19 protein-coding genes are annotated in these 24,198 nt (G+C 64.8%); 6 read left to right on the top strand and 13 right to left on the bottom strand.

Features of this window, described 5'->3' with window-relative positions:
* Positions 1 to 11: 11 nt before the first annotated feature.
* Entirely contained in the window at positions 12 to 764 is a 753-nt protein-coding gene (locus tag A5766_RS12480) for a class I SAM-dependent methyltransferase (RefSeq protein ID WP_005202214.1), read from the top strand.
* A 53-nt stretch (positions 765 to 817) separates the two neighbouring features.
* On the opposite strand, the gene A5766_RS12475 is transcribed toward A5766_RS12480, so the two are convergent.
* Both A5766_RS12475 and A5766_RS12470 read right to left on the bottom strand, forming a co-directional pair.
* Complete coding sequence (locus A5766_RS12475) at positions 818 to 1,579, bottom strand: SDR family NAD(P)-dependent oxidoreductase (protein WP_005202213.1); 762 nt, start codon at positions 1,577 to 1,579, stop codon at positions 818 to 820.
* A gap of 41 nt (positions 1,580 to 1,620) precedes the next feature.
* Positions 1,621 to 3,447: an acyl-CoA dehydrogenase gene (locus A5766_RS12470; RefSeq protein ID WP_005202211.1), complete on the bottom strand. Its 1,827-nt coding sequence runs from the start codon at positions 3,445 to 3,447 to the stop codon at positions 1,621 to 1,623.
* A gap of 194 nt (positions 3,448 to 3,641) precedes the next feature.
* On the opposite strand from A5766_RS12470, the gene A5766_RS12465 reads away from it, so the two are divergent.
* Entirely contained in the window at positions 3,642 to 4,229 is a 588-nt protein-coding gene (locus tag A5766_RS12465) for a TetR/AcrR family transcriptional regulator (protein ID WP_064904945.1), read from the top strand.
* Positions 4,230 to 4,351: 122 nt separating this feature from the next.
* Here the strand turns inward: A5766_RS12465 and A5766_RS12460 are convergent, their stop codons facing one another.
* The 4 genes from A5766_RS12460 to A5766_RS12445 form a co-directional block, all read right to left on the bottom strand.
* Complete coding sequence (locus A5766_RS12460) at positions 4,352 to 6,280, bottom strand: HNH endonuclease signature motif containing protein (RefSeq protein ID WP_005202199.1); 1,929 nt, start codon at positions 6,278 to 6,280, stop codon at positions 4,352 to 4,354.
* 339 nt (positions 6,281 to 6,619) lie between these two features.
* Entirely contained in the window at positions 6,620 to 7,105 is a 486-nt protein-coding gene (locus A5766_RS12455; RefSeq protein ID WP_005202196.1) for a hypothetical protein, read from the bottom strand.
* 79 nt (positions 7,106 to 7,184) lie between these two features.
* Positions 7,185 to 7,664, bottom strand: coding sequence for a hypothetical protein (locus A5766_RS12450; RefSeq protein ID WP_005202194.1), 480 nt, complete (start codon positions 7,662 to 7,664; stop codon positions 7,185 to 7,187).
* Between the two features lie 606 nt (positions 7,665 to 8,270).
* The gene (locus A5766_RS12445; RefSeq protein ID WP_005207126.1) at positions 8,271 to 9,767 is read right to left on the bottom strand and encodes an aldehyde dehydrogenase family protein; all 1,497 of its coding nucleotides are present in this window, start codon (positions 9,765 to 9,767) and stop codon (positions 8,271 to 8,273) included.
* 333 nt (positions 9,768 to 10,100) lie between these two features.
* On the opposite strand from A5766_RS12445, the gene A5766_RS12440 reads away from it, so the two are divergent.
* Together A5766_RS12440 and A5766_RS12435 are read left to right on the top strand one after the other, a co-directional pair.
* Entirely contained in the window at positions 10,101 to 11,522 is a 1,422-nt protein-coding gene (locus tag A5766_RS12440) for a purine-cytosine permease family protein (RefSeq protein ID WP_064862375.1), read from the top strand.
* Positions 11,519 to 13,087 (top strand): GMC family oxidoreductase, encoded by a 1,569-nt coding sequence (locus A5766_RS12435; RefSeq protein ID WP_064904936.1) that lies wholly within the window; start codon positions 11,519 to 11,521, stop codon positions 13,085 to 13,087. Before A5766_RS12440 ends, A5766_RS12435 begins: the two co-directional genes overlap by 4 nt.
* On the opposite strand, the gene A5766_RS12430 is transcribed toward A5766_RS12435, so the two are convergent.
* Entirely contained in the window at positions 13,068 to 14,633 is a 1,566-nt protein-coding gene (locus A5766_RS12430; protein ID WP_005207122.1) for an APC family permease, read from the bottom strand. The genes A5766_RS12435 and A5766_RS12430 overlap by 20 nt on opposite strands.
* A gap of 110 nt (positions 14,634 to 14,743) precedes the next feature.
* Between A5766_RS12430 and A5766_RS12425 the strand changes: the two genes are divergently transcribed.
* The gene (locus tag A5766_RS12425) at positions 14,744 to 15,685 is read left to right on the top strand and encodes a LysR family transcriptional regulator (RefSeq protein WP_064904935.1); all 942 of its coding nucleotides are present in this window, start codon (positions 14,744 to 14,746) and stop codon (positions 15,683 to 15,685) included.
* Here the strand turns inward: A5766_RS12425 and A5766_RS12420 are convergent.
* Together A5766_RS12420 and A5766_RS12415 are read right to left on the bottom strand one after the other, a co-directional pair.
* The gene (locus tag A5766_RS12420; RefSeq protein WP_005207120.1) at positions 15,679 to 17,373 is read right to left on the bottom strand and encodes an amidohydrolase; all 1,695 of its coding nucleotides are present in this window, start codon (positions 17,371 to 17,373) and stop codon (positions 15,679 to 15,681) included. The two genes, A5766_RS12425 and A5766_RS12420, sit on opposite strands and share 7 nt — an antisense overlap.
* A 26-nt stretch (positions 17,374 to 17,399) precedes the next feature.
* Positions 17,400 to 19,502: an oxidoreductase gene (locus A5766_RS12415; RefSeq protein ID WP_005207119.1), complete on the bottom strand. Its 2,103-nt coding sequence runs from the start codon at positions 19,500 to 19,502 to the stop codon at positions 17,400 to 17,402.
* 270 nt (positions 19,503 to 19,772) lie between these two features.
* On the opposite strand from A5766_RS12415, the gene A5766_RS12410 reads away from it, so the two are divergent.
* A complete protein-coding gene (locus A5766_RS12410) occupies positions 19,773 to 20,390 on the top strand; it encodes a TetR/AcrR family transcriptional regulator (RefSeq protein WP_005207118.1) in 618 nt (205 codons plus the stop codon).
* On the opposite strand, the gene A5766_RS12405 is transcribed toward A5766_RS12410, so the two are convergent.
* From A5766_RS12405 to A5766_RS12390, 4 genes are read right to left on the bottom strand one after another with little or no spacing between them, the layout of a single operon-like run.
* On the bottom strand, positions 20,326 to 21,825 hold the full coding sequence (locus A5766_RS12405) for an aspartate ammonia-lyase (protein ID WP_064904933.1): 1,500 nt from the start codon (positions 21,823 to 21,825) through the stop codon (positions 20,326 to 20,328). The genes A5766_RS12410 and A5766_RS12405 overlap by 65 nt on opposite strands.
* Positions 21,815 to 22,975, bottom strand: a complete 1,161-nt coding sequence (locus A5766_RS12400) for a M20 family metallopeptidase (protein WP_051993919.1) — start codon at positions 22,973 to 22,975, stop codon at positions 21,815 to 21,817. The genes A5766_RS12405 and A5766_RS12400 overlap by 11 nt, the downstream gene beginning before the upstream one ends.
* A 50-nt stretch (positions 22,976 to 23,025) precedes the next feature.
* Positions 23,026 to 23,700: a DUF1028 domain-containing protein gene (locus A5766_RS12395; RefSeq protein ID WP_005207115.1), complete on the bottom strand. Its 675-nt coding sequence runs from the start codon at positions 23,698 to 23,700 to the stop codon at positions 23,026 to 23,028.
* Positions 23,697 to 24,149, bottom strand: a complete 453-nt coding sequence (locus A5766_RS12390) for a RidA family protein (protein WP_005207114.1) — start codon at positions 24,147 to 24,149, stop codon at positions 23,697 to 23,699. Before A5766_RS12390 ends, A5766_RS12395 begins: the two co-directional genes overlap by 4 nt.
* Positions 24,150 to 24,198: the final 49 nt, after the last annotated feature.

Genomic DNA, 24,198 nt, shown 5'->3' with positions numbered 1-24,198 from the left:
CGACCGAGTCTGTGGGGCCTGCGGGTCAGGCTCTGGTCGACGAACTCGACATCCGGCCAGGGGAGCGCATCCTCGACATCTGTTCGGGGACCGGAGCGAGTGCGCTACCCGCTGCTCGGGCTACCGGATCGGCAGGCACGGTCGTCGCAGTCGATTTCGCGTCCGAACTACTCGACATCGCCGCTGCCAATGCGGCTGACGAAGGTCTGGAGATCGACTGCGTCGTCGCCGACGTCACGGCATTGAAAGCCGGAACATCGCCCTGCGTAACACCTTTCGACGTGGTGGCGTGTTCGTTCGGGATTTTCTTCCTTCCGGACATGGACGACGCCGTGCGCAACGTGTTGAGTCTGCTGCGCCCGGGAGGGCGGATGGGGGCGTCGATCTGGCACGCCGACAGCCTTCGTGAGTTCAGCGAGATCTACCGCGCATCGGTTGCGGAGGTGGCAGGCGAAACGTCACATCAAGGGCCGCGTAGCGGGAGTCGGATGCCGATCAGTCATATCGACACCGAAGAGTCTGTCTCGCAATGGTTCACGACGTTGGGCGCCCAGAAGGTCGACACGTCGGTGTACCGACTGCGCATCGAGTGCACGCCGGACTTCGCCTGGAAGTTGGTGGTGGGCACGGGGATGCGTGGCGCACTCACACCACTCGACGACGAGCAGATCGCACAGGTGCGGCAGGTGTTCCTCGAACGGCTGGCATCCGAGGGGCCCGCAGAGGTCAACTGCGACACACTGATCGCGGTGGCGACGGTTTGAATCGCCACCGCGGTCAATGGTTGTGTCGGGCGGTTGCGCGGGCGGTAGCCGATCTAGGTGACCGTGATTCCGCCGTCGACCGCGATCGTCTGGCCGGTGACGTAGCCGCCTGCGGCCGAGCTCAGCCAGATCGCCGTGGCCGCGAGTTCCGAGGGATCTCCCATACGTCCCAGCAGGACTCGCGGCATCTGCGACTCGATGTATCCGGGTGCGTAGGTGTCTGTCATCTCGCTCTCGAAAAACCCGGGTGCAATCGCGTTGACGCGGATACCCTTTCGAGATCCCCACTGTTGGGCCAGATCGCGGGTGAGGCCGACGATGGCAGCCTTGCTCGCCGCATAGGCGGCCTGGGGGAGACCTGCGGTGGTCAGGCCCAAGATGCTGGAGATGTTGACGATAACGCTGCCCGGCTGCATGACTCGGCCCGCGGCCTGAGCCATCCAGTACGAGCCGTTGAGGTTGACGTCGATGACCGAACGGAACTGCTCCGGCGTCTCACGCGTTGCCGGTACCGCGGTGCCGATGCCCGCGTTGTTGATGAGGATGTCGACGCGGCCGAAAGTTTCGACGGCGCTGTCGATCACGCGCTGGCAGTCCGCGGGGTCGGAGACATCTGCCGCCACGGTCAGGGCTTTGCGTCCGAGTGCCTCGACCTGTGCTGCGGTCTCGGTCAGCCGGTCGGCGCGTCGGGCGGCGAGTACGACGTCGGCGCCTGCCTCCGCGAAGGCCGTGGCGAAGCGTACGCCGAGTCCCGACGAGGCGCCGGTGACGACGACGACCTTGTCGGTCACGTTGAACAGATCGAGTACTGACATGAAGTCTCTCCTGAGTCGATCGTGCGGGGATGTGTTGTGGGTCAGAATATTTCGGGACGCGCGTCGAGCGTCGTGCGGTCGAGCGCTGCGAGCAGGTCGAACTGGGCGTCGACCTTCGGTAGCTCATAGGTGAAGAAGTACTGCGCTGCGACGCGTTTGCCGTCGTAGAAGTCTCCGGTCTTGTCTGCGACGGCGAGCAGTTGCTCGAGCCACATCCAGGCGATGACGATGTGTCCGGTGGCTTCGAGGTATGCGGTGGCGTTCGCGAGCGAGACCGCGACATCTCCTGCCGACCACACCTGCCCGGTCACGGTGACGAGTCGTTGGACGCGACTGCGCAATTCGTCGGCGAGAGCCGCAGTGGCGGGAGTGGAGCCAGCGCGGTCGGTGGTCTGGGTGATCGTGTTCGCGAGCAGTTCCAGGCCGGCTCCGCCATTCATGATGACCTTGCGGCCGAGCAGGTCGAGTCCGTGGATGCCATGTGCGCCCTCGTGGATGGGGTTGAGACGGTTGTCGCGGTAGAACTGCTCGACGGGGAACTCGCGGGTGTAACCGTAGCCGCCGTGAATCTGGATGGCGAGATCGTTTGCGGTCAAACACCATTGGGACGGCCACGACTTGGAGATCGGCGTGAGGACATCGAGCAGCAGGCCCGCTCGAGTTGCCTCGCTTGCGTCTCCGGTCCGCTGCAGGTCGACGAGCTTGCCGGAGTACAGGCCGAGCGCGAGTGCCCCTTCGACATAGGCCTTCTGCGCCAACAACATCCGTTTGACGTCGGCGTGCTCGATGATCGGGACGGGCTTGGAGGTCGGGTCCTTCTGGTCGACAGGACGCCCCTGCGTGCGAACCTTGGCGTACTCGAGGGATGTGAGGTAGCCCGCGTAACCCAGTGATGTTGCGAGGAATCCGACGCCGATGCGCGCCTCGTTCATCATGTGGAACATGTACTGGAGGCCTTTGTGCTCCTCGCCAACCAGGTAGCCGACCGCGCCGGGAACGGAGTGAGCGGGCGGGTTTTGTTCAGCGCCGGTGGATTCCGCGCCGGAGTTTTGTTCAGTGCCGTAGGTGCCGTCGCCGAAGTTGAGGAGGCAGTTGGTGGTCGCGCGCTGGCCCATCTTGTGGTTGAGGCCGACGAGTGCGACGTCGTTGCGGGTGCCCTCCGGCAGGTACTTGGGAACGATGAACAGCGAGATGCCCTTTACTCCCGGCTTGCCGCCCGGAGCCTTGGCGAGCACGAGATGCACGATGTTCTCACCGAGTTCGTGGTCGCCTGCCGAGATCCACATCTTGGTTCCGGTGATGCGGTAGGTGCCGTCGTCAGTCGGTGTCGCCTTGGTCGTGATGTCGGCGAGTGAGGATCCGGCCTGCGGCTCGGACAGGCACATCGTGCCGAAGTAGCGTCCCTCGACCATGGGGCGAACCCAGGTGTCGATCTGTTCTGGTGTGCCGTACTCGGCGATCAGATTGGCGTTGCCGATCGTGAGGAACGAGTACGACGACATGCCTGCATTCGCCGCCTGGAACCACGACTGCGCAGCGAGACTCACGACGCTCGGCAATTGCATGCCGCCGAGCGATTCGTCGAACGAGCCCGCGCCCAGGCCCGCCTTGATGAACTCGGCGATGCCCGACTGGATTTCGTCGGGCAAGACGACGGCACCGTCGTCGCCGACGTAGGGCTCCTGGGTGTCGCCGAGTCGGTTGACCGGCGCGAAGCGTTTGGTCGCGAGGTCGGCGGCGAGTTCGAGCACGGCGTCGAATGTGTCTCGGGAGTGTTCGGCGAAGCGTTCGCGCTCGGTCAGTGACTCGACGTCGAGCCACTCGTAGAGCATGAATTCGAGGTCGCGCTTGGAGATCGGTTCGGCCATGACACTTTCCTTGAGGCAGCGGATTGCTGGCTGCTCGACACGACGATCGGGTCACACGATCCGAAGTCCGACGTGACGGAATCGTCGTCCTAAGCAGTCGCTCATTTTATGAGCACTCGCTTATACTGCCTGGTGTGCCGGTTTGGGTCAACCATCAGGCGGGAATTCGACGAGCGAAACGGGGTGACGGCGACGTGACGACGCGGGAGTCGGCTGCAGCGCAGCGCATACGCGATGCGGCAATTGTGTCGTTCGCCCAACTCGGCTATGCGGGCACGTCGACGCGGCAGATCGCTGCCTCGTTGAAGATGAGCGCCGCGGCGATGTACCCACACTTCCGGTCGAAAGAGGACCTGCTGTACTCGATCGCCCTCGACGGACACCGCAGCGTCTACGAGGCGCTACGCGAAGTCGACGATCCGTCTGACCCGTACGCGGTTCGTCTGGAGAACGTCGTGAGTGCCTTCGCGCGGTGGCAGGCGGAGCATCACGAGCTGGCCAAGGTGGTCCAGTACGAACTGGGTGCGCTGACCGCCGACCACTACCGTTCGATCAGTGCGGTTCGTCGCAAGACAACCGCAATTCTCGCGACCATCGTCGCCGGAGGTGTTGCTGCCGGGGAGTTCGCAGCCGACGACCCCGACGACGTCGTGCTCGCCATCTCGTCGCTGTGCGTCGACGTGTGCCGCTGGTTCCCCAGCCGTGATCGCCGCGATCCTGTCGCGCTGGGCACGGCGTACGCGCGCATGGCCCTCCGAATGGTCTTGGCGCGCCAGAGCTGATTCGAACAGGGTTGATTCGACGCCCAACCACGTCAGCCCCGCCACCGGATGTACGGTGCGGGGGGCTGACGGGTTGCTGACGGGTTGCGGTGCAACAGGATTGGCGGCGACGCCGCAGCCAGTCAGGCTGCGTCAGACAGCGGCGGGTCGACGCCGCCAGGCGAGTCGGGTGCGGCCGGCGGGTCCGGTTCAGGTGACGCGCCGGGGTCGGATGGCCCGCCGGGGTCCGTCGGCGGGTCCGGGTCGAGTTGGAGTGGTCTGGGTGGGTTCCACGTGAAGTCGACGCGCTTCTCGCGGGCCGGGGTGTCGTCGGTGAGCATGCTCGCCACCAGTCGCAGTTCGACGCCGGTGAAGATCTGCTCATACGCGCTCGGCGTATCCGTTTTCCGGCGTGGCGATACAGCAGCGCCGCCAACGCTGGGTTCGCCTGCGCCGGTCATGCCGCTCGAACTCGCACCGCCGGCCGTTGTAATTCCTGCAGGATGCCCGGTGGTGTCGGTCGCGGTGTGTTCGGCGTTGATCTGCTCGGTGCCGGTGTGCGCGGTGCCGGTGTGCTCGGAGGCGAGGTAGTCGCGGAAGTCGGCGGCCACGTCGGCCATTCGGTTCACATGTTCACGATTGGGTGGCATGCCGGGACTGGCGTTCAACCGCCACGCCACTCGTCCGGTGTCGGGACCGTCGGTGATCATTCGCGTTGTGTACTGGCCGATATTCGGTCCGACCTTGCTGTTGTGCACGTCGCATGCGGGCACCAGTTGGTCGATATCGGTGAGTCCACCCTTCGCCCAGTCCTTGGCGGCGTGATGCATCTGTACTCGCGACGCGGGTTGGGTACAACCCGGTGCTGAACACATCCCGCCGCCATCGGAGGCGAACGAGGCGAAGCGTTGTCCGAGGGTGGCGATCCTTTTCGATCGACCCAAATACAGTGGCACGCTGGTGTGTTCGGCGAACACTGCGAGGAATGGCTGCGCGCCGCTGGTGGCAGCCATCTCGATCAGATCCTTGATCGGCAGTAGCGCTCCGGAGGCGGTCTGCGCCAAACCAGCCTGCTGCTCGAGTTCGGTGAGACTGGTTTTGACGATCACCTGGATCGGCAGCCCGCGATGAGACTTGCCGAGCATGCCGGAGTCGAGCACACGAGCCAGCAGCGCAGAGAAGGCGTCATGATTGCGTTGCGCTGCCGATCGCTCGTCACGTTGTGCCGCTGCGCGGAGCAGGTCGGGATCAGCCGAACCGACAGGTCCTGACGGCGAGTCGGGATCATCGGGATTGTTCATACCGGGTTTGCCCCACGCATCCAGCACCGCATCCAGACGCGCGCGTGCGGCCGGATCGAGATCGGCGGTCAGCCGTGACATCAGTTGCGCATCTTGCCGATTCACCCAGAACGCACGACGACGCTTGCGGTCTTTGGCGTCTGTCAGTGAGCCGTCGGGATCGAGATGGGCCAACAATCGTGCCCCGAGACTGCTGATTTCAGCCGGAGTGTATGAAGTCGCATAATCTGCCATCTGCACCTCGGCTGCCGCACGCGTCTCTGCGGGAACGGCGCGAGGGATCTTGTTGAGCACATCGATGACGGCCCGTGCATGTGCGGGCGCCACCAATCCCTGCGCCACACGCTCGGCCAGGGTTGGACACTTCGGGGCCACTCGCTCACCCAGTATCGAGGTGAACGTGCCGGTTTCGGCGATCAGCCAATACCTGGCCGCAGGGTCACCGACGTGCAGATGACTGGCCAAAAACCCACTTAGATTGCGGTAGCCCAGCCTACGGTCGGCACTGCGATCAGACACCTCGACCACCAGACGGTCGGTCACAGCTCCCGAGGTGCGCCGAGCCAGCCGCTCGGCAACCTGCGCAGCTTCTACGAGGACTCCGTCCGACAGCGCCGACGCATCAACCTCAGCCAACGTGTCCAAGGCTGCTGACAGACGTGACAGTTGCTCAGCCACCGCGGCATCGGCCGAACCTGGCACGGTTGAAGCCAAAGCGGAAGGCGTGCTGAGGTTTTCGTCGATCTGCTCGTCGTGAAATTCTGTGGCCATCTGTTCTCACCCCCGCCCGTGAGTATCCGTTACAGAGAATCGGCTGCCGAGATCGAGCCGATCAGCCTCTTCGAATATGTGTTCTATGCTACCTGACGAAACGGGCATCCGCCAGGAGAATCCGAACAGTCTTTCGATGAGAGACGGTGTCCTCTTCGGGTGTGATCTCATCTCCCAGAACACCGCGGAGACGCTTCAGCTCGCAAGTCCCCGCACGGCTGTGGCGCGACTACAGAGCGTCGCGAACAGGCCAAGCTGAGCGAACGGGGTGCGGCAGAACCGTTGCATCGCCTTACGTCCCAACCTGCTTACACTCAATTGTCACGTCGAGCTGGGGAGTCATCCGGTCGGAGCTTCATCGTTTCCGGTGGGCCGCAGCGCATACGACGGGGGCACCGTGCCGTTTTTGTAGTAGTAGAACCAAATGTCGGCTGCTTCGGCAGCAGCGAAGACCTCGTTCGGATAGACCCGCGTCGGGTACTCACCCACGTGGATGGTCACTGATGGTGGCGACGTCAAGTCCGCTGCCGGTGGCCGCCCTACCGTGAATAGTCCCGTACGGCCTTGTCCGCCCGGTAGTCGAACCTCGACAGTCATTTCCTGAGCGCTGCCGCCCACTTGTAGAAAAGCTGTCTTGGCGTCATCGATTTCTGCGTCGGTGAAGTCTTGTTGCCAACCGGGACGGGGCAGCCGCCACATGACTCGTGCGTAACGCGTTCGACCATCGAGCGCATCGAGCGGCGTACGAAACGAGTAGAGCGTCTCGTTCGGTCCCAACCACATCTCGTAATCCATCGCGTTGACCACGTGCGTCGGAACTGCCATGGCTAACTCACCTACCCCTCACCGCTCCCGATTTCAAACGCGACGCTGCGCTCGTGTGCGGATTTTTATCCTGCGCTGTCTAGTCGGATGAGGATTCGCCGCTTGTGAACGGGCGCAGCACATAGGAGTCGGGGACAGTGTCGTGCGTGTAGTAGTAGAAGCAGAGGTTTGCTGCTTCGGTGGCATCGAAGACTTCGTTTGGGTACACGAGTGTGGTGTGGTCGGCAACTGCAATCGTTATTGACGGGGGGCTGGTTGTGTCCGCAGCAGGGGGTCGTCCAACGGTGAACAGTCCCTCGATCCCGCGTCCCCCTCGGAAGCGAACTTCCACTGTCATTGCGGATGCGCTGCCTGCCACTTGCAGGAATGCTTCCTTTGCGTATTCGATATCGGTCTGAGTGAAGTCCTCCGACCAGCCGGGGTGGGGCAGCTTACAGATGAGTTCGGTGTATAGCTTGTGGCCATCAAACTGTTGCAGAGGTATGAGAAAGGACCCCAAGTCATCGTCAGGACCGATAAAGGACCTTAGTCCTGGGCTGTCGATCAGATGTGTCTGCATTGCCGAATTCAGCCTTCTCCCTTTTCGCCTGGAACCTCGATGTCTCGAATCCTAGTGACCTTTACCGTACGGCCGTCGGGGAGCTTCACTTCAGCGGGAGCACCGCCTTTTGCCTTGTCATCGAATGTGCGTTGACGCCTAGGTCTTGTGGCGTTGTCGGCACTGAAGTGTCTTGGGTCTGGTGGAGACCGTGATCTCACCGGGAGGACGGATATGGGAGCACCACGGAAGTTCGATCAGTAGACCCGTGAGCCGGCGGTTCGGATGTATCACGACCGTTTGAAGGAGGCGGCCGAGTCGAAACTCGGCGCCAGTAAGCACGTTGGTGGCCTGTTCGACGTCAAACTGCGACGTTGCCCAACTGGATCGAGAAAGACGCCTGCTGGATTCAGGGCCGGGCGCGCAGACGGTCGCCGAGCATGAAGCCGAGGTCCACCGGACTTCGGCGTCAATTTGCCGAATTGCCAAGAACTAATGAGATTGTGAAGACTGCTTCAGCGCTTTTCGCAGCGGCGGAGATCGACCGCGGACTGCGGTGATCGAGGACACAACACACGGTGCCCTTGGCTCCGTCGGGCTGTGTCAGCTACCTCGCGGACGTTATTCTCAGCCGCGCGCGATCCACGTCGTCTTGAGTCCGGTGAACTTCTCGATCGCGTGGACCGACAGGTCCGAACCGAACCCCGATGCCCCGAAGCCGCCGAAAGGTGTTCCGGGAGAAAGGGCGTCGACAGTGTTGATCGAGACGGTTCCGGCGTGCAGATTGTCCGACATCCGCAGTGCGCGATCGAGATTCGAGGTCCATGCCGATGCTGCAAGCCCGAACGGAGTGTCATTGGCCAGGGCGACTGCCTCGTCCTCGGAATCGAACGCGATCACCGCCAGCACCGGGCCGAAGATCTCGTCGGTCATCACCGCCGAATCGGCGGGAAGGTCGACGACGACGGTGGGCTCCATGAAGCACCCGACGTCGCCGATTCGGTTGCCGCCAAGTGCTATTCGTCCGTCTTCGCGCGCCTGATCGACGAAGCCGAGGACGAGGTCGAGTTGCTTGCGCGTCACCATGGCGCCCGTTGTCGACGCCGGGTCGAGCGGGTCGCCAGGCAAGTAAGCCCCAGCCTTCTCGACAACCTTGTCGACGAATTCGTCGAGTATTTCGCGCTGCACCAGAAGTCGGCTGTTGGCAGAGCAGACCTCGCCCTGATTGCCGAAGATGCCGAAACAGGCCATCTCTGCGGCGGCGTCGAGGTCGGCGCAGTCGGCGAACACCAGGTTGGGGCTCTTGCCGCCACACTCGAGCCAGACCTGCTTCATGTTCGATTCTGCGCTGTAGGCCAAGAACTTCTTTCCGACCTCCGTGGAGCCGGTGAATGTCAGGCACTGCACGTCGGAGTGGAGTCCGAGCGCACGACCGGCGTCGGCGCCCAGGCCCGGCACGACGTTGAAGACGCCGGGTGGGATCCCGGCTTCGACCGCGATCTCGGCCAAGCGCAGAGCCGAAAGCGGGCTTTCCTCAGCAGGTTTGAGGACGACGGTGTTGCCCGCGGCCAGTGCGGGTGCGACCTTCCATGCTGCGATGTCGAGCGGAAAGTTCCAGGGCACAACTGCGCCGACGACGCCGAGCGGTACCCGGCGAACCATGGCGACGCTGCCGTCGGCGGTCGGGGGCAACTCGCCCGGGATCTTGTCGGCCACCTCGCCGTAGAACCGGAAAACGGCTGCGGCGCCGGGGACTTCGACCTCGTACGAATCGCGGATCGCCTTGCCCATCTCCAGCGTCACGAGCGTCGCGAGTTCCTCGGCATGCTGTTCGATCAGGGTGGCGAAGCGGATGAGTACCGTCCCGCGCTCGCCGGCGGACAGCTTCGACCAGCGCCCGTCGTCGAAGGCTCGACGCGCAGCGGCGACGGCGACGTCGACGTCCTCGGCGTTGCAGGCGGCGACGGAGGCGAGCACGGTGTCCGTCGCAGGGTTCACGACGTCGAAGGTCGTGCCGGACTGTGCGGAGAGCCACTGGCCATCGATGAACGCCTGGGAGCAGAACGCGATCTCGCCTGCGCGCGCGGACCAGTCGATCGAGGTGAGGTCGGGTAGATCGGTCATGACTCTATCGTGACGGGAAATCGTGAAGCGCGATAGATCAGGCAGCGCCGATTTATCTGACGTTCTACATCGGTCTGGTCGATGTAAGGGGGCGCCGACGTGGTACGGCTGCCCGTCAGCGCCGAGAACGTATAGCGCAACGAGGTCATCTGTTCTCTAGATGTAAAAGTCCGGAACTTTCTGTTTTCCCGGTGATGCTGATCGCCTCGATACTTGCTGAACAGCCCCGACGCCGTGGCCGTGGCTCGCTCCGAACCGCACACCGTGACACCCGCCAGACACACGCGCACAGGCCGATCCAGTGCCGCCCACACAGAGCAGAGGTATCTCCCGATGAACACGTCAACCCAGCCGTCGACGGGCGCAGCGCCGTCGGTGGAGCGCCGCACCATCGACCACATTCCGCACGACGAACGGCACGGCCGCGCGCGCGACATCTTCACCGTGTGGTTCGGCTCGAACATCATGCTGCTGACGATCATCACCGGAGCGCTGGCCACCACCGTGTTCGGGCTGCCCTTCTGGGCGGGCGCGATCGCAGTCGTCGCTGGCAATCTCGTGGGCGGTGTGGTCATGGCGCTGCACGCGGCGCAGGGCCCGCAGATGGGTGTACCCCAGATGCTCCAGACCCGAGCACAATTCGGTTCGCTGGGCAGCCTGCTCGTGGTGGTGCTCGTCGTCTTCATGTATCTGGGATTCTTCGCGTCGAACGCGGTGCTCGGCGGCAAAGCCTTCGCCGAAGTGACCGGGCTGCCGGACAACTGGGCGATCTTCATCATCGGTGCCATCAGCGTCGTCGTGACGATGATCGGCTACAAGCTGATTCACTCCATGGCGGCTGTGCTGTCGGTGGTCGCGGGCCTGGCGCTCCTCCTCGCGTTCGTCTGGATGATCGGTGTCAATGGGTTGCCGACGGATACCTGGCACAGCAGCGGGTTCACCTGGGCAGGCTTCATGGCCACGTTCTCCGCAGCGGCGTTGTGGCAGATCGCCTACGCGCCCTACGTGTCGGACTACACGCGCTATCTGCCGCGCGACACCGGAGTGAAGACGGCCTTCTGGGCAACCTATGCGGGATGTGTTCTCGGGTCGGTACTTCCGATGCTGCTCGGTGTGCTGATCGGCGCCGCTCTGCCCGACTCCGACACCCTCGCGGGCATGGGAACGTTGACCCATGGGATCTCCACGGGGCTGTTCCTCGTCTTCGCCGTCGGTATCAGCGTCACCAACGGCATGAACCTCTACTGTGGCGCGCTCTCCACGATCACAGTGGGACAGAACATCTTTCCTCGATGGCGAGCACAGGCGACGAGCCGTGCAGTCATCGCGCTCGTGCTGTTCGCCATCGCGATGCTGCCTGCTCTGCTCAGTGCAGACGACTTCCTGGCCAACTACGCCAACTTCTTGGCCCTGCTCCTCTGCGTCCTGATTCCCTGGACCGCAGTCAATCTCGTCGACTACTACCTCCTACGCCACGGCGAGTACGACATCGAATCACTCTTTCGTCGCGACGGCGGTGTCTACGGTCGATTCAACTGGATCGCCATTGCGTGCTACGTGATCGGTATCGGAGTTCAGATTCCGTTCCTCTCGACGACTCTGTGGACCGGTCCGTTGGCGAAAGAGATTGGCGGCGTCGATATCTCGTGGATTGTCGGGCTCGCTGTCATCTGCCCGCTCTACTACGTCCTGATGGCCACCCGTAAGAGCGAGGCGCCGGCGAGCGCGAACCTGGCGTCAGAGCCGGCGGCATGAGCAATCCTGACAACCCCGGTTCTCCTGACAAGTCCAGTGCTCCTGACTATCTCGTCGTAGGAGGCGGCACGGCAGGCTGCATCGTGGCGGCTCGTCTGAGCGAGGACCCCGCGGTGACGGTCACGGTCCTCGAGGCCGGCCCGAGTGACGAGCACGAGCCCCGCGCCCGCTCGATTCGACGGTGGGCGGAGATGCTCGAGAGCGAGTACGACCAGGACTACCGCAGCGTGCCGCAGGAGCGTGGCAACTCCGGAATTCGTCAGGCGCGCATGCACATCCTCGGAGGCTGCGCGACGGCCAACACGATGATCACGTGGCGACCGCTGCGCGCAGACATCGACGAGTGGGTCGCGCTGGGGGCCGACGGTTGGGACGCCGATACGCTCGGCCGTTGTTTCGACAAGCTCGTCACCCCCATTGCGCCCGTCGCGGAAGCCGATCGCAATCCGTACGTCGCCGACGTCGTCGACGCTGCGCGCTGCGCTCTTGACCTGCCGGCTCGAGCCGGCTGGAACCACGACGCCGACTTCGCGAACACGGGGGAGGGTGCCGGATTCTTCGACATCGGCTACACCCCCGAATCCAACCTGCGATCGTCGACCTCGGTGCACTATTTGCACCCCGTACTCGCCGAGCGATCCAATCTGACTGTGCTGCACCATGAACTGGCCAGTTCGATCATCTTCGACGGCGACCGCGCCGTCGGAGTGCGGACCATCGCGCGAGACGGTAGCGAGAACGATCACCTCGCCTCGCGTGAAGTCATTGTCTGCGCGGGTGCGATCGCTTCACCCGCACTGCTGCAGCGCTCAGGAATCGGTCCGAGCGACGTGCTCACCCGGGCGGGAGTGCCGGTGCGCGTCGTCGCACCCGGCGTCGGTGAGAACCTCATGGATCACGCCGAAGGTCTCATCGTGTGGGAGACCGATCGCGACGTGCCGTCGACGTGCGCCACGGGGTGGGATGCGGGCGCTGCGCTGCGCGTCGACGAATCGAGCCCCGCCCGTCCCGACGTGCTCATGCATTTCCCGGTCGAGGCCGTCGCAGATCATGCCGTCAGCTACGGCGTCGACATGCCTGACCGGATCATCTCGATCGCGCCGAACGTGGCCAAACCGCGCAGCCGCGGTCGGGTCCAGATCGTCGACGACGATCCGTCGACTCCACCGTCGATCGACTACCGGTACTTCACCGACCCCGACGGTGTGGACGAGGCGACGCTCGTGGCGGGCATTCGTGCCGCACGACGTATCGCGGCAACCGCACCGATGTCGAAGTGGGTTGTGCGCGAAGTGTTCCCGGGCGAGGCCCTGCAGTCCGACGACGAACTGTCGTCGGCACTGCGGGCCACGCATCAGACGGTCTACCACGTATCCGGAACCTGCAGGATGGGGTCGGACGACGACCCGATGGCCGTGCTGGACCCATCGCTGCGAGTCCGTGGGGTCAGCGGTCTGCGCGTCGTCGATGCCTCCGTCTTTCCCACGCTCACCTCGGTCAATCCTGTCGGCACCATCATGAGCGTTGCCGAACGCGCCGCAGAGATCATCGCTGCTCAACAGTGATCGGGTTGGTGCGTCGCGACCTTCGTGCGACGAGGTATCCGGCGGTGGCGATCAGTGTGAGCACGGCCAGAGTCCCGAGTGTGAACGCCTCGAAGCGGACGCGTGAGACCTTCCAGGTGTCGAGGAACGCGTAGTCGAGGCCGAACAGGCTCTCCAGGGTGCCAGGGAACACCGCGACCCAGACCCCGAGTGCCGCCCAGAATGTCGCGAGTCCCGCCGCGATGCCCATGCCGATGGTTCCGCCGGGGACGGCGTAGGGCCGCGGCGTGTTCGGATGGTTGATGCGCAGGCGGAATGCCGCGGGAAAGACGAAGAGGTAGGCGATCAGCGACGTCGAGATGGTGATGGTGAGCACCACCGTGAACGTGGCTGCGCTGTCACCGCCGGAGAAGACGACGCCGACGATCATGAACGCCAGGGCGATCACTCCGGTGAAGATGCCGACCCGAATCGGCGAACCCGTCTTGGCGTCGAACTTCGCGAAGTAGGGGAAGAATCCGCCGTCGCCGGCGGCCACCGCCAACGCGCGGTTCGCGGCCATCGCCCAGGTGGCGCCGGTGATTCCGAGCGCGATGATGAACGCGATCACCGCAACCTTCACGAGGATCGACGCCGCTGACCCGTAGACACCGAAGACGGTGTCGAGTGCAGCCATGAAACCGCCGATGCCGGTGATCTTGTCGCTCGGCAACACCAGCAGCAGGGCCAGTACCGGCAGCGCGTAGACCATCAAGCCGATGCATCCACTCATCGCGATACCGCGGGGCACGTCGCGCTGCGGATTCTGCATCTCGCCGCCTGCCTGACTGGGAACCTCGAAACCGACGAGGGAGAACAGGAGCAGCGGTACGAGCCCGAGGAAGCCGCCGAGCGTCGGCGACCAGGTGACCGAGCCGATTCCGTTGAACCCGTGCTGAATTCCGTAGATGACGGTCGTCACGAGGAACACGGCGGCCAGGATCAGCTTGAGGTAGGTCCCGAGTTGCAGCACTGCCCTCGCCCGGCGCATCGACAGCAGCGTCACTGCGACGGCTGCCACGACGAAGAGCGTCTTGAAGAGAAAGTCGCCCGCGGTGCCCGAACCGATCGGATGGATGAACGTGCTCCATGCTTCAGTGCTGATGAAGGCGAGCGACCCGCCGATCCACAACGGGTTGATCGACCAGTACATGACCGTGGCGATGGACGCGGGTAGACGGCCGAAGGCGCGCTTGACCCACTCGAACAGTCCGCCCTCGTCGGGAAATGCGCTACCCAGCTCCGAGGTGACGAGGCCGTACGGCACCATCCACAGCAGCGCCAACACGACGAGCCATGTGAAGGTCTCTCCGCCGAAAGACGAGATCTCGCCCACCATGTCGAGGCTGATCAGTGCCGACAGGATCATGATCGGAACATCGAAGCGACGCAACGAGTGTCGGAGGTTCGGCCCGCCTTGTCCGAGGTCGGGGTGAATCTGCCCGGGATGCGCCTGTGTGGGATGAGCCGGTGTGGAAGGTGCCTGGGCGGCGGGTGTCCGTCCCGGGTCGGAATGCGAGAGTGTCATGGAGGTACTCCTGGATGGAAGTGGATTCTTCGCGCGGCGTCAGATAGCCGTCGGGATGAGGCGAGGTTCTGTAGAGTCGGGGTTCTCGTGCATCGGCATTGATCGAGCCGATGCCGCGCCGGATCGTCTGTGAGGTCGTCGTGGCTGATTACACGTTGCGTCAGTTGGAGTATTTCGTCGCCGTGGCCGAGGCGGGGAGTATCACCCGCGCGGCGTCGGCGGTGCACCTATCGCAGTCGGCGATGTCGACGGCGCTGACCGATCTCGAAGGCGCACTGGGGATTCAGCTTCTTGTCCGTCATCACGCCAAGGGCATCACGTTGACTCCCGCAGGTCGACAATTGCTCGTGGCGAGCCGCCAGTTGTTGGCATCCGCAGCCGATCTTCGTTCTGCCGCACACGGATTGGGCGGCTCGCTGACCGGAACCCTGACGATCGGTTGCTTCGAGGTCATGGCGCCCTACCTCCTTCCTGAGTTGTTGTCCGTCGCAGCCGAGAAGCTGCCGAACCTGGAGTTGGTGACCACCGAGGTCGACATGGCCGACCTGGCCGAGGGTGTCGCGAACGGAACATTCGAGATGGGTATCGGATACGACCTCGTCGACGACCCGCGACTCAAACGGTGGCCGCTACGTCGTGTTCCGCCCTACGCTCTGGTCGCGGGCTCGCACCGACTCGCCAAACGGCGGAAGGTCCGACTCGCCGACCTGGCCGACGAACCCATGGCGCTGCTCGACCTGCCACACAGCCGTGACTACTTCCGGCAGGTCTTCGCCGACGCCGGCGTCGAACCCGTTGTGCGCTACCGCTCGACGACCGTCGAGACCTGTCGCGCGCTGGTCGGACGTGGCCTGGCATACACGGTGCTCAACCTGCAGTCCGCCGTGCCGATGGCGCTCGACGGACATCCGGTCGCAGCGATACCCATCGCCGACGAGACGCCCGCACTCACGATGGTCCTGCTCAATGCGATCGCCGCGCGACCGACCCGGCGTGCGGCAGTCGTCGCCGAACTGTGCCGAGACCTGTTCGGCGACACCTCCGCTCAGTGAGCGCATGCCCGGCCACCGATGTTCTCGCCGAGCGCGCTACCCCCGACAACATTTCCCCCGACCATCGTCAGTTGTGCAGTGAGGCAACCGATGTCCTGCGCTGTCGAGATGTCACCGGAGAGTGCGACGAGGTCGGCGTCCTTGCCGATCTCGATCGAACCGGCGTGTTGAGCGCAGTGGGCGGCGCGCGCCGCGCCGATCGTGTAGGCATCGACGGCGGTCCGCAGAGTGAGCGCCTCCTCGGCGACGAGCGGCACGGTGCGGGCGTCGGTGCCGATTGCATGCGGATCGGCGTCAGAACCGGTTCGATTCACCGCGGTGTGGATTGCCCACAGCGGATTGGGATCGGTGACCGGCCAGTCGCTGCCCATCGCCAGCGTCCCACCGGCCGCGCTGATCGAACCGAAGGGGAAGTGCCATCGCTCGCGGTCGGCGCCCAGTAGCGGGAGCTTGCGTTCGACGATCTCGATGTCGCGGCGAGCCCACAGTGCCTGGATGTTCGCCATCACGCCGAGCGCTGCGAAGCGTGGAATATCCTGCGGGTCAACCACATCCAGATGCGCGATCTGGTGTGCGGCGTCGAACTCCGGATTGGCGGCGCGTGCGGCCCCGAGCGCATCGAGGCATTCGCGGACCGCGCGGTCGCCGACGGCGTGCATGTGGATGTGGAACTCGTCGCGCGCTAGCAGTGCGCAGACCTCGTTCAGTTCTGCCGGGTCGATGAAGGAGAGCCCGGTGGGGTCGGCCCCGGTCGGCAGGCCGGAGTAGGGCGCAAGCATTGCGGCAGTGCAGTTTTCGCAGATCCCGTCCTGCATCACCTTGACGGTGTCGACGTGAAACCGGCCGCCGTGTCGCGAGAGTGCCCGGCGTTCGCGGACTGCGTCGATCTGCGAGAGCCCCTGCTCGGCCGCCCACCACAATGCGCCGCACACGCGTGCGGTCAACTCGCCGGCCTCGTCCGCGGCGAGGTACGTCGCGAGTGTGTCGGAGAGGCCGAATGCCGGGATGTCGACGCCCGCGTCCTGCCAGCCGGTGACGCCGACGGAGTGCAGTCGACGCTGAGCTGTCAACAATGCCTCGCGCAGCACGTCGTCGTCGATCTCGGGCGCGAGTGCCTGGACGCTGTCGGCCGCCCGCTCGAACAGGACGCCGGTGGGTTCGCCCGCGGCGTCGCGGTCGATACGTCCACCCGTCGGGTCCGGGGTGTGCCGGTCGATTCCGGCGTCGGCGAGTGCGGCACTGTTGACCCAGACGCCGTGTCCGTCGTGGCTGGAGAGCACCGCCGGTCGGTCCGCGACCACCTCGTCGAGATCGGCACGCGTGGGCAGACCGCCGGGAAATGCGTCGCCATACCAGCCACTTCCGGTGATGACCGGGGCGTCGGGGTGCGAGTCGACGTAGGCCGCGATGGCCTCGAGGTAACCGCGCCGATCATGTGCGAGCTCAGAGAGATCGCAGCGCAGCGCTGCGAGTCCGCCTGCCACCGGATGCACGTGCGCGTCGATGAACCCCGGGAGCAGGCTCGCCCCCGCGAAGTCGTGGATGACGGTCGACGCCGAGACGAGGTCACGGTCGACGTCGGAGCCGATCGCGACGATGGTGCCGTCGGACACCGTGACCGTGGTCGCCGGTGGCATACCGAGTGGTTGCCACACTGCGGCGTTGGTGAAAATGTGATCTGCGTACATCACCACTCCTGTGGTCGGTGGGTCCGTCAGGACACCGAGACCGGCGTGTTGAACACCGGCTCGATCGACAACTGGGTGACCTCACGGCGGAACGGCACCGGATCGTCGTTGCGCGGCACGTCGAGTTCCTCGGCGAACCGGTGTCCCGACCAGACTGCCGCGGCGATGGTCGACGGCGCCCAGGCGTCGCCGACACCGGTGACGCTGCGAACTCCGGCCGCGGCCCAGTCGTCGCCGCGCTCGTGCAGTTGGGTGTAGAGCTCGTCGTGGGGGAGACGCGCGGTCACCATGACGACGGCGTCGGCATCGAGATGCCCTGTCCGACCGGTGAATCGGCACGCGGTCTGCACGCCGGACGCGTCGACAGCGGTCACCGCCGTATCGGTGCACACGTCCACGCCGGCCTCCATGATCCGCGCGCGGATACGGTGAGCCTCCATGGTGTTGGTGGTCCACTGCGACACCTGGGGGACAGGGGTGACGAGCGTGACCGCGAAGCCCTCCTTGGCCAGCATCTCCGCGATGACAGCGCCGAGGTAGTAGTGGTCGTCGTCGAACAGCACGACGCGCTTGCCGGCAGGCCGCGCCCCGGCCATGATGTCGTCCGGAGTGAAGACCACTGTGCTGGTATCGATCTCGATGGGATGCGTGTGCCAGCGGCCCACGCCGTCGTTACGCCACGACGCCCCGGTCGCGATCACGACGTGGTCGAAGCCGTACTCGAGGATGTCGTCGGTGCTCATCGGCGATTCGCGATAGACCTCGACGTTGTCGAGGCGGTCGAGTTGCTGCAGCCGATAGTCGATGACGCGAATCCATGCCGACAGTCCGGGAAGCTTCGACTCGCGGGCCACACGGCCACCGAGCACCCGGCTCGCCTCGGTGAGCGTCACGGGATACCCGCGATTACCCAGTGCGCGTGCGGCTTCGAGGCCCGCCGGTCCCGCACCGACGACGAGCACCGAGGAGTCGGAGCCCTTCACCGAGATGCGCTCCGGATGCCAGCCGCGTCGGAATTCCTCACCCATTGTGGGGTTTTGCGTACACCGGATCGGCGACATGGTGAAGTCGCCGGACACGCAGATGTTGCAACCGATGCACTCGCGGATGTCCGCGAGATCGCCGCGTTCGATCTTGTTGGGCATGAAGGGATCCGCGATCGACGGTCGAGCGGCGCCGATGAGGTCCAGGATGCCCGACTTCACGTGGCGCACCATGGTGTCGGGAGAGGTGAAGCGGCCCACTCCGACGACGGGCTTGGTGGTGAGTTGCTTGAGTCCGGTGACGTAGGGCTCTTGCTCGGCCTCGGGGCCGAAGCGCGAGGTGACCGAGTCGTCCTCCCAGCTTCCCAGCACGAGGTCCCAGAGGTCGGGATGCTCGCCGATCAGGCCGAAGACGTCTTCCATCTCGCTGCGGGTGATGCCGTCGTCACCGAGCAGTTCGTCGACCGAGATGCGGCACGCGACAGCGGCTTTGCCGTCGGCGATCTCGCGGGTGTCCTCGAGGATCTCGCGGATCAGGCGTACACGGTTCTCGAGGCTGCCGCCGTACTCGTCGGTGCGATTGTTGTATCGACGAGACAAGAAATGGTGCAGACCGCCGATCGCGTGTCCCGCGTAGACGTAGACGATGTCGTAGCCGGCCTTCAGTGACCGATGGACCGAATCCGCATGCCATTTGCGCAGATCGACGATGTCGGCCTTCGTCATCGCACGGGCCTGCACCGGATCGAGATTCCACGAGACGACGGGCAGATGCTGTGGTGCCAACGGAGTTTCGCGGCTGATCAGATTGGGGCTGTTGAGTCCGTTGTGCGCCAGCTCGATTCCCGCGAGCGCACCGCCCTCGTGAATCTGCTCGGCGATACGCGCGATCGCGGGCATGTCCTGGTCGTCCCAGAGGCGGAGCTCGATGAACGGTCCGATATCCGAGGTGGGATGGATCTCGACCTGCTCGGTGCAGACCACGGCCCACCCGCCCTCGGCTTTCGTCCGACGCATCGCTGCCTCGCCGGACGGATCGCGGTACCCCATGCCGTTGCAATGCGGCACCTGGAAGAACCGGTTGCGGGCGGTGACCGGTCCGATCCGGACAGGTTCGAAGAGGATGTCGTAGCGATGGTCGCGCATGTGGATCTCCGTCGAGAGGTGCTGCGGCGTGAAAATGCTTGGCGCAGTGGTCAGTTGTGGGCTGTGGAGTCGGCGTCGGGCAGTGGCGGCGACTCGTGTCATTCTTTGAGGTCAATCGCAAAGAATGAAATGACGGTATCGCGGTTTGTCCCGTCGGGCAGCCCTGTTGCGGACATCTCACGGTGCGAACTTCCGAATTGGTTCATCGGGAGAACCGATGTAATCAGCGGAGTTGCCCCGACGTGGTGCAGGGCGGCAATATCGGGACGTATGGCACGTCCACGCAATCAGCACGCGCGTCGCGCAGAGATCGTCGGCGCCGCGACGAGTGCGATCGCCGCGCGCGGACTGATGGGACTGCGTATCAAGGACGTCGCCGACGCGGCGGGTCTGTCGCCAGGGTCGATAACCTACTACTTCCCCGGGATCGACGAGCTGTTGCTTGCTGTGCACGAGGCTGCGGTCACGCGGTTCTATGAGGGCCGACGCACCGCCGCCACCGACGTCGACGATCCGGTAAAGGCCCTGGCAGGGCTCGTCGAACTCGGAATCTGTGATCCGGACGATCCGATGTCACCTGCGCTGTACGAGTTACATCTCTACAGTGCGCGCTCACCCGCACATGCTGAACTGATGTCGACGCTCTTCGACCTCGAGACCTCGCTCTACCGCGAGGCGATCGATGGGGGTATCGCGGCGGGTGTCTTCGCCGACGTCGACAGCGAAAGCGTCGCCAGGGGCGCGGTGGCGCTCGAGGACGGGTGTGGCATTCACCTTGTCGGGCGCACCAGGGCACTCGACGCGGCTTCTGCTCGCGGCGCTGTTATGCAGTATCTGCAGGCCGCGTTGCGGTGTCCGGATCTCGTGGTCGACGAGAGTTCCCGCTGACCCCGCTGACGGCTCGACGCGCCGAATCGTGTGGCCGACACAGGTTGTCGGGGTGAAGTGCGGTGTCGAGGGCGACGTCTTCGAGCAGTGCGGAGCGTCGGACAAGGTCGGGAATCGACGCTCCGGTTGCCACCGCCTCCGCGACCAACGCGGTGGTCGCCTCGTAGCCGAGGACGGGATTGAGCGCGGTGGCGATACTGGCGGAGCCGAACACCGCGGCGCGCATGCGTTCCTCTTCAGCGGTGATGCCTCGGATGCAGCGTTCGCCGAGTACGTGCACCGCGGCCCGCAGATGGGTCAGTGACGAGAGGAGTGCCCGCGCGATGATCGGCTCGAAAGCGTTGAGCTGCAACTGACCTGCTTCGGCGGCGAGGGTCACCGTGAGGTCGTTGCCGATCACCTCGAAGGCCACCTGGTTCACGACCTCGGGGATGACCGGGTTGACCTTGCCCGGCATGATGCTCGATCCGGCCTGTACAGCGGGAAGTACGATCTCGCCGAAGCCCGCGCGGGGACCAGAAGACAACAGGCGCAGATCATTACAGATTTTCGACAGCTTCACCGCGGCACGTTTGGTGACACCGGAGAGTTGCACGAAGGAGCCGACGTCCGACGTCGCTTCGACCAGATCTCCCGCGGTGGTCAGCGGCAGACCGGTGAGCTGTCGCAGGCGTTCGCATGCCTGCGCGGCATAGGACGGGTGGGCATTGAGTCCGGTGCCGATCGCGGTGCCGCCGAGATTGATCTCGGCGATGAGCGAGATCGCCTCGTCCATCCTGTCGGCATCCTCGCCGATGGTGACCGCGAACGCGCCGAACTCCTGCCCAAGCGTCATCGGCACGGCATCTTGCAGTTGCGTACGTCCGAGTTTGAGCATGTCGCCGAATTCGACTGCCTTGTCGGCACATTCGGCCGCCAGTGTGCGCAGGGCGTCCGAGAGCCCACGGGCGGCGATTCCGAGCGCCACCTTCACGGCAGTGGGGTAGACGTCGTTGGTGCTCTGTCCGAGGTTGACGTGTTCGAGCGGGTGCAGCACGTGATAGTCGCCGCGTCGGTGCCCGAGCAGTTCGAGCGCCCTGTTCGCGATCACCTCGTTGGCGTTCATGTTGGTCGACGTCCCCGCGCCGCCCTGGATCTGGTCGACGACGAACTGCTCGTGAAGCGACCCGGAGCGGATCTCGGTGCATGCCGCGATGATCGCGTCGGCGATCGTGGGATCGAGCAGTCCGAGCTCGCGATTGGATTCTGCGGCAGCCTGTTTCACCGCCGCCAGGGCCACGATGAGGTCGGGATGCGTGGAGATCGGAACTGCGGAGATCGGGAAGTTCTCCATCGCCCGTGCGGTGTGCACCCCGTAGTAGGCGTCGGCGGGTACCGCGTGATTGCCGAGGAGGTCGTGTTCGATGCGAATCGCACCCGCGGCGTCAGTGGTCACCTGTTGCCCCTGTGTGTGTCGTGCGAGTGCCGTTGGCCAGGAGCCTGTCGCGGATCGTATCGAGCACGGCTGCGTCGACGACGGTCCCGGCCAGCGCGAGCGCGCCCTGAGCGATCGCCGTCTCTGCTGCCGATGTGAGTGTGGCAGCAGCAAATTCGGGCTGATGGTTGACCGCGGGCAGAGAGTCGATGCCGATGTAGGGGTGAATCGCCGGCAGTACCTGCGAGACGTTGCCCATATCGGTCGACGCACGCGCCATGGTCGCGTCGGGTCCGGAGCCGAAACGGCGTCCCGCCGCGAGTGCGCGTCGTTCGTAGCGGCCGAGAAGTTCGTCGTCCGTGCGGAACTCGGCGTAGGGCTTCGACTCCGGGGTCACCGTGAGCGTCGCGCCACTGGCGAGTGCGCCCGCCTCGAAACATCGCATGACACGCGGTTCGACCTCGGCGAGTTCGGCAAGTGTTTCGGCGCGGACATACCAGCGTCCCTCGGTGTGCTCGGCGATGGAGTTGGGTGCCTCGCCGCCGCGTGTCATCATGCCGTGCACGCGCACCGACGCCGGAAGCTGTTGGCGCAGCAGGCCGATGGCCACCTGAGCGATGGTGAACGCATCCGCGGCATTGACGCCACGTTCGGGGTATGCGGCAGCGTGCGCCGACTTGCCGTGGTAGTCGATGTGGCTGTGCGACACGGCGAATGGCCGCGCGCGTGCCACGTCAGCCGGTCCGGGATGAACCATCGCGGCGGCATGCTGAGCGTCGAATCCGCCCCGTTCGAGCAGTTCGATCTTGCCGCCACCGCCCTCTTCAGCGGGAGTGCCGATGACCGTCAGTGTCAGACCGAGATCGTCGACGATCGGTGCCAGTGCGAGCGCCGCGCCGACGGTGATCGCCGAGATGAGGTTGTGCCCGCAGGCGTGTCCGAGTCCCGGCAGTGCGTCGTATTCGGCGCAGAGCGCGACGTGGAGGTCGCCGCTGCCGAGCGTCGCGGTGAACGCGGTCGGGAGGTCGCAGAACTGTTCGACGACGGTGAAGCCGCCGTCGGAGAGGGAACCGGCGACCCGAGCTGCCGAATAGGTTTCCTCCCAAGCGGTCTCGGGATTGTCGTACAAGTCGTGCGAGAGCGCGATCAGACTCGGGTGCGCCGACGCGATACGGCTGCCGAGTTCGGCGTCGAATCGATCGGGGGTGGCGTCGATGGTGGTCACAGGTCTCCCGGAACTCCGTAGGAGGGCGCACGCGTCGGGTCGACGCCGCGGACACGGTAGTCGTTCTTCTGCGGTTGCCAGATCTGCCAGAGCGAAGCGAGGTCGCCGAGCGGATCGTCGGCGAAGTCAACGCGCAGATCGGTCACCGGCCACGGCACGTCCTCGACGACCAGGAGGCCTGCAGAGTGCACCGGTCCTTCTTCGCCGCCGGCGTCGAGTGCGCTGTGTAGCCCGTCGAGCAGTCGTTGCTCGAATGTGTCGGCGGCACTGTCGGCATAGCCGTTCAGCAGCGACTCGAGCACAGACAGATCCGCAAGCATATTTCCCGCGGCCACCGCCTGATCGCCCTCGACGCCGCCGTAGGTACCCAGGCTGCGAGCGCCGGAATGCAGCGCGGTGTGCCCGTGTGCGTCGACGACGCTCACCTGGCGGTACTCGGGGTGTTGCTCCGCGGAAAGCGCTGCGCTGAGCGCTTTCTCGGCGTCTAGGCCGTCGGAAAGCCGGTCGAGTACCGCGGGCCCGAGCGCAGGGTTGGTCACGTTCTGCGACGCGACCACTCCGACGCCTGCCCTCGGGTGTGCGCAGCGCGCTGCCACCGCGGGACTCGACGAGCAGACGATGATGCCGAACGCGCCACTCGCGGGGTCGCGCGCGACGAGCGACATCGTCATCGTGCTGCTCCGCTCTGCTCGCTGAGAACTGCGGTCGCGTCGATCTCGACGAGCCATTCCGGCCGTGCGAGTGCGTCGACCACCAGTCCGGTCGACACCGGATACACGCCCTTGAGCCAGCGGCCCATCACCCGGTAGACGGTCTCGCGGTAACGGATGTCGGTGAGGTATACGGTCACCTTGACGATGTCGCGCAGCGAGCTGCCCGCCTCGTCGAGCAGCATCGCGATGTTGCTCATCGCCTTCTCCGCCTGCACCTCGACGTCGCCGATGCCCACCGATTCGCGAGTGTCGAGATCCTGGCCGATCTGGCCGCGCAGGTACACGACGCCGCCCGCGACGACGGCCTGGCAGAGGTCGTTGTCGAGGTTCTGTTCCGGGTAGGTCTCGCGGGTGTTGAAGGGACGGATCCGGGTGTGGGTGACGTCAGGGCTGACGGCTGCGCTCATGGGTGGCTCCTCGTGCTGCGGCTGGTGGAGTAATGAAGTGGGCGGGGTT

The organism is Gordonia sp. 852002-51296_SCH5728562-b (assembly GCF_001665475.1).
GTDB lineage: Bacteria > Actinomycetota > Actinomycetes > Mycobacteriales > Mycobacteriaceae > Gordonia > Gordonia sputi.
Note: the sequence above shows the minus strand (reverse complement) of the source record. Positions and strands in the feature narration are given on the sequence as shown.

Excerpts from the sequence above, each read along its gene's own strand:
- A5766_RS12460 (WP_005202199.1), bottom strand. The coding sequence starts at position 6,280 with ATGGCCACAGAATTTCACGACGAGCAGATCGACGAAAACCTCAGCACG.
- A5766_RS12415 (WP_005207119.1), bottom strand. The coding sequence starts at position 19,502 with ATGCGCGACCATCGCTACGACATCCTCTTCGAACCTGTCCGGATCGGA.
- A5766_RS12435 (WP_064904936.1), top strand. The coding sequence starts at position 11,519 with ATGAGCAATCCTGACAACCCCGGTTCTCCTGACAAGTCCAGTGCTCCT.
- A5766_RS12410 (WP_005207118.1), top strand. The coding sequence starts at position 19,773 with ATGGCACGTCCACGCAATCAGCACGCGCGTCGCGCAGAGATCGTCGGC.
- A5766_RS12420 (WP_005207120.1), bottom strand. The coding sequence starts at position 17,373 with ATGTACGCAGATCACATTTTCACCAACGCCGCAGTGTGGCAACCACTC.
- A5766_RS12455 (WP_005202196.1), bottom strand. The coding sequence starts at position 7,105 with ATGGCAGTTCCGACGCACGTGGTCAACGCGATGGATTACGAGATGTGG.
- A5766_RS12390 (WP_005207114.1), bottom strand. The coding sequence starts at position 24,149 with ATGAGCGCAGCCGTCAGCCCTGACGTCACCCACACCCGGATCCGTCCC.
- A5766_RS12470 (WP_005202211.1), bottom strand. The coding sequence starts at position 3,447 with ATGGCCGAACCGATCTCCAAGCGCGACCTCGAATTCATGCTCTACGAG.
- A5766_RS12445 (WP_005207126.1), bottom strand. The coding sequence starts at position 9,767 with ATGACCGATCTACCCGACCTCACCTCGATCGACTGGTCCGCGCGCGCA.
- A5766_RS12425 (WP_064904935.1), top strand. The coding sequence starts at position 14,744 with ATGCCGCGCCGGATCGTCTGTGAGGTCGTCGTGGCTGATTACACGTTG.
- A5766_RS12450 (WP_005202194.1), bottom strand. The coding sequence starts at position 7,664 with ATGCAGACACATCTGATCGACAGCCCAGGACTAAGGTCCTTTATCGGT.
- A5766_RS12440 (WP_064862375.1), top strand. The coding sequence starts at position 10,101 with ATGAACACGTCAACCCAGCCGTCGACGGGCGCAGCGCCGTCGGTGGAG.
- A5766_RS12395 (WP_005207115.1), bottom strand. The coding sequence starts at position 23,700 with ATGACGATGTCGCTCGTCGCGCGCGACCCCGCGAGTGGCGCGTTCGGC.
- A5766_RS12475 (WP_005202213.1), bottom strand. The coding sequence starts at position 1,579 with ATGTCAGTACTCGATCTGTTCAACGTGACCGACAAGGTCGTCGTCGTC.
- A5766_RS12430 (WP_005207122.1), bottom strand. The coding sequence starts at position 14,633 with ATGACACTCTCGCATTCCGACCCGGGACGGACACCCGCCGCCCAGGCA.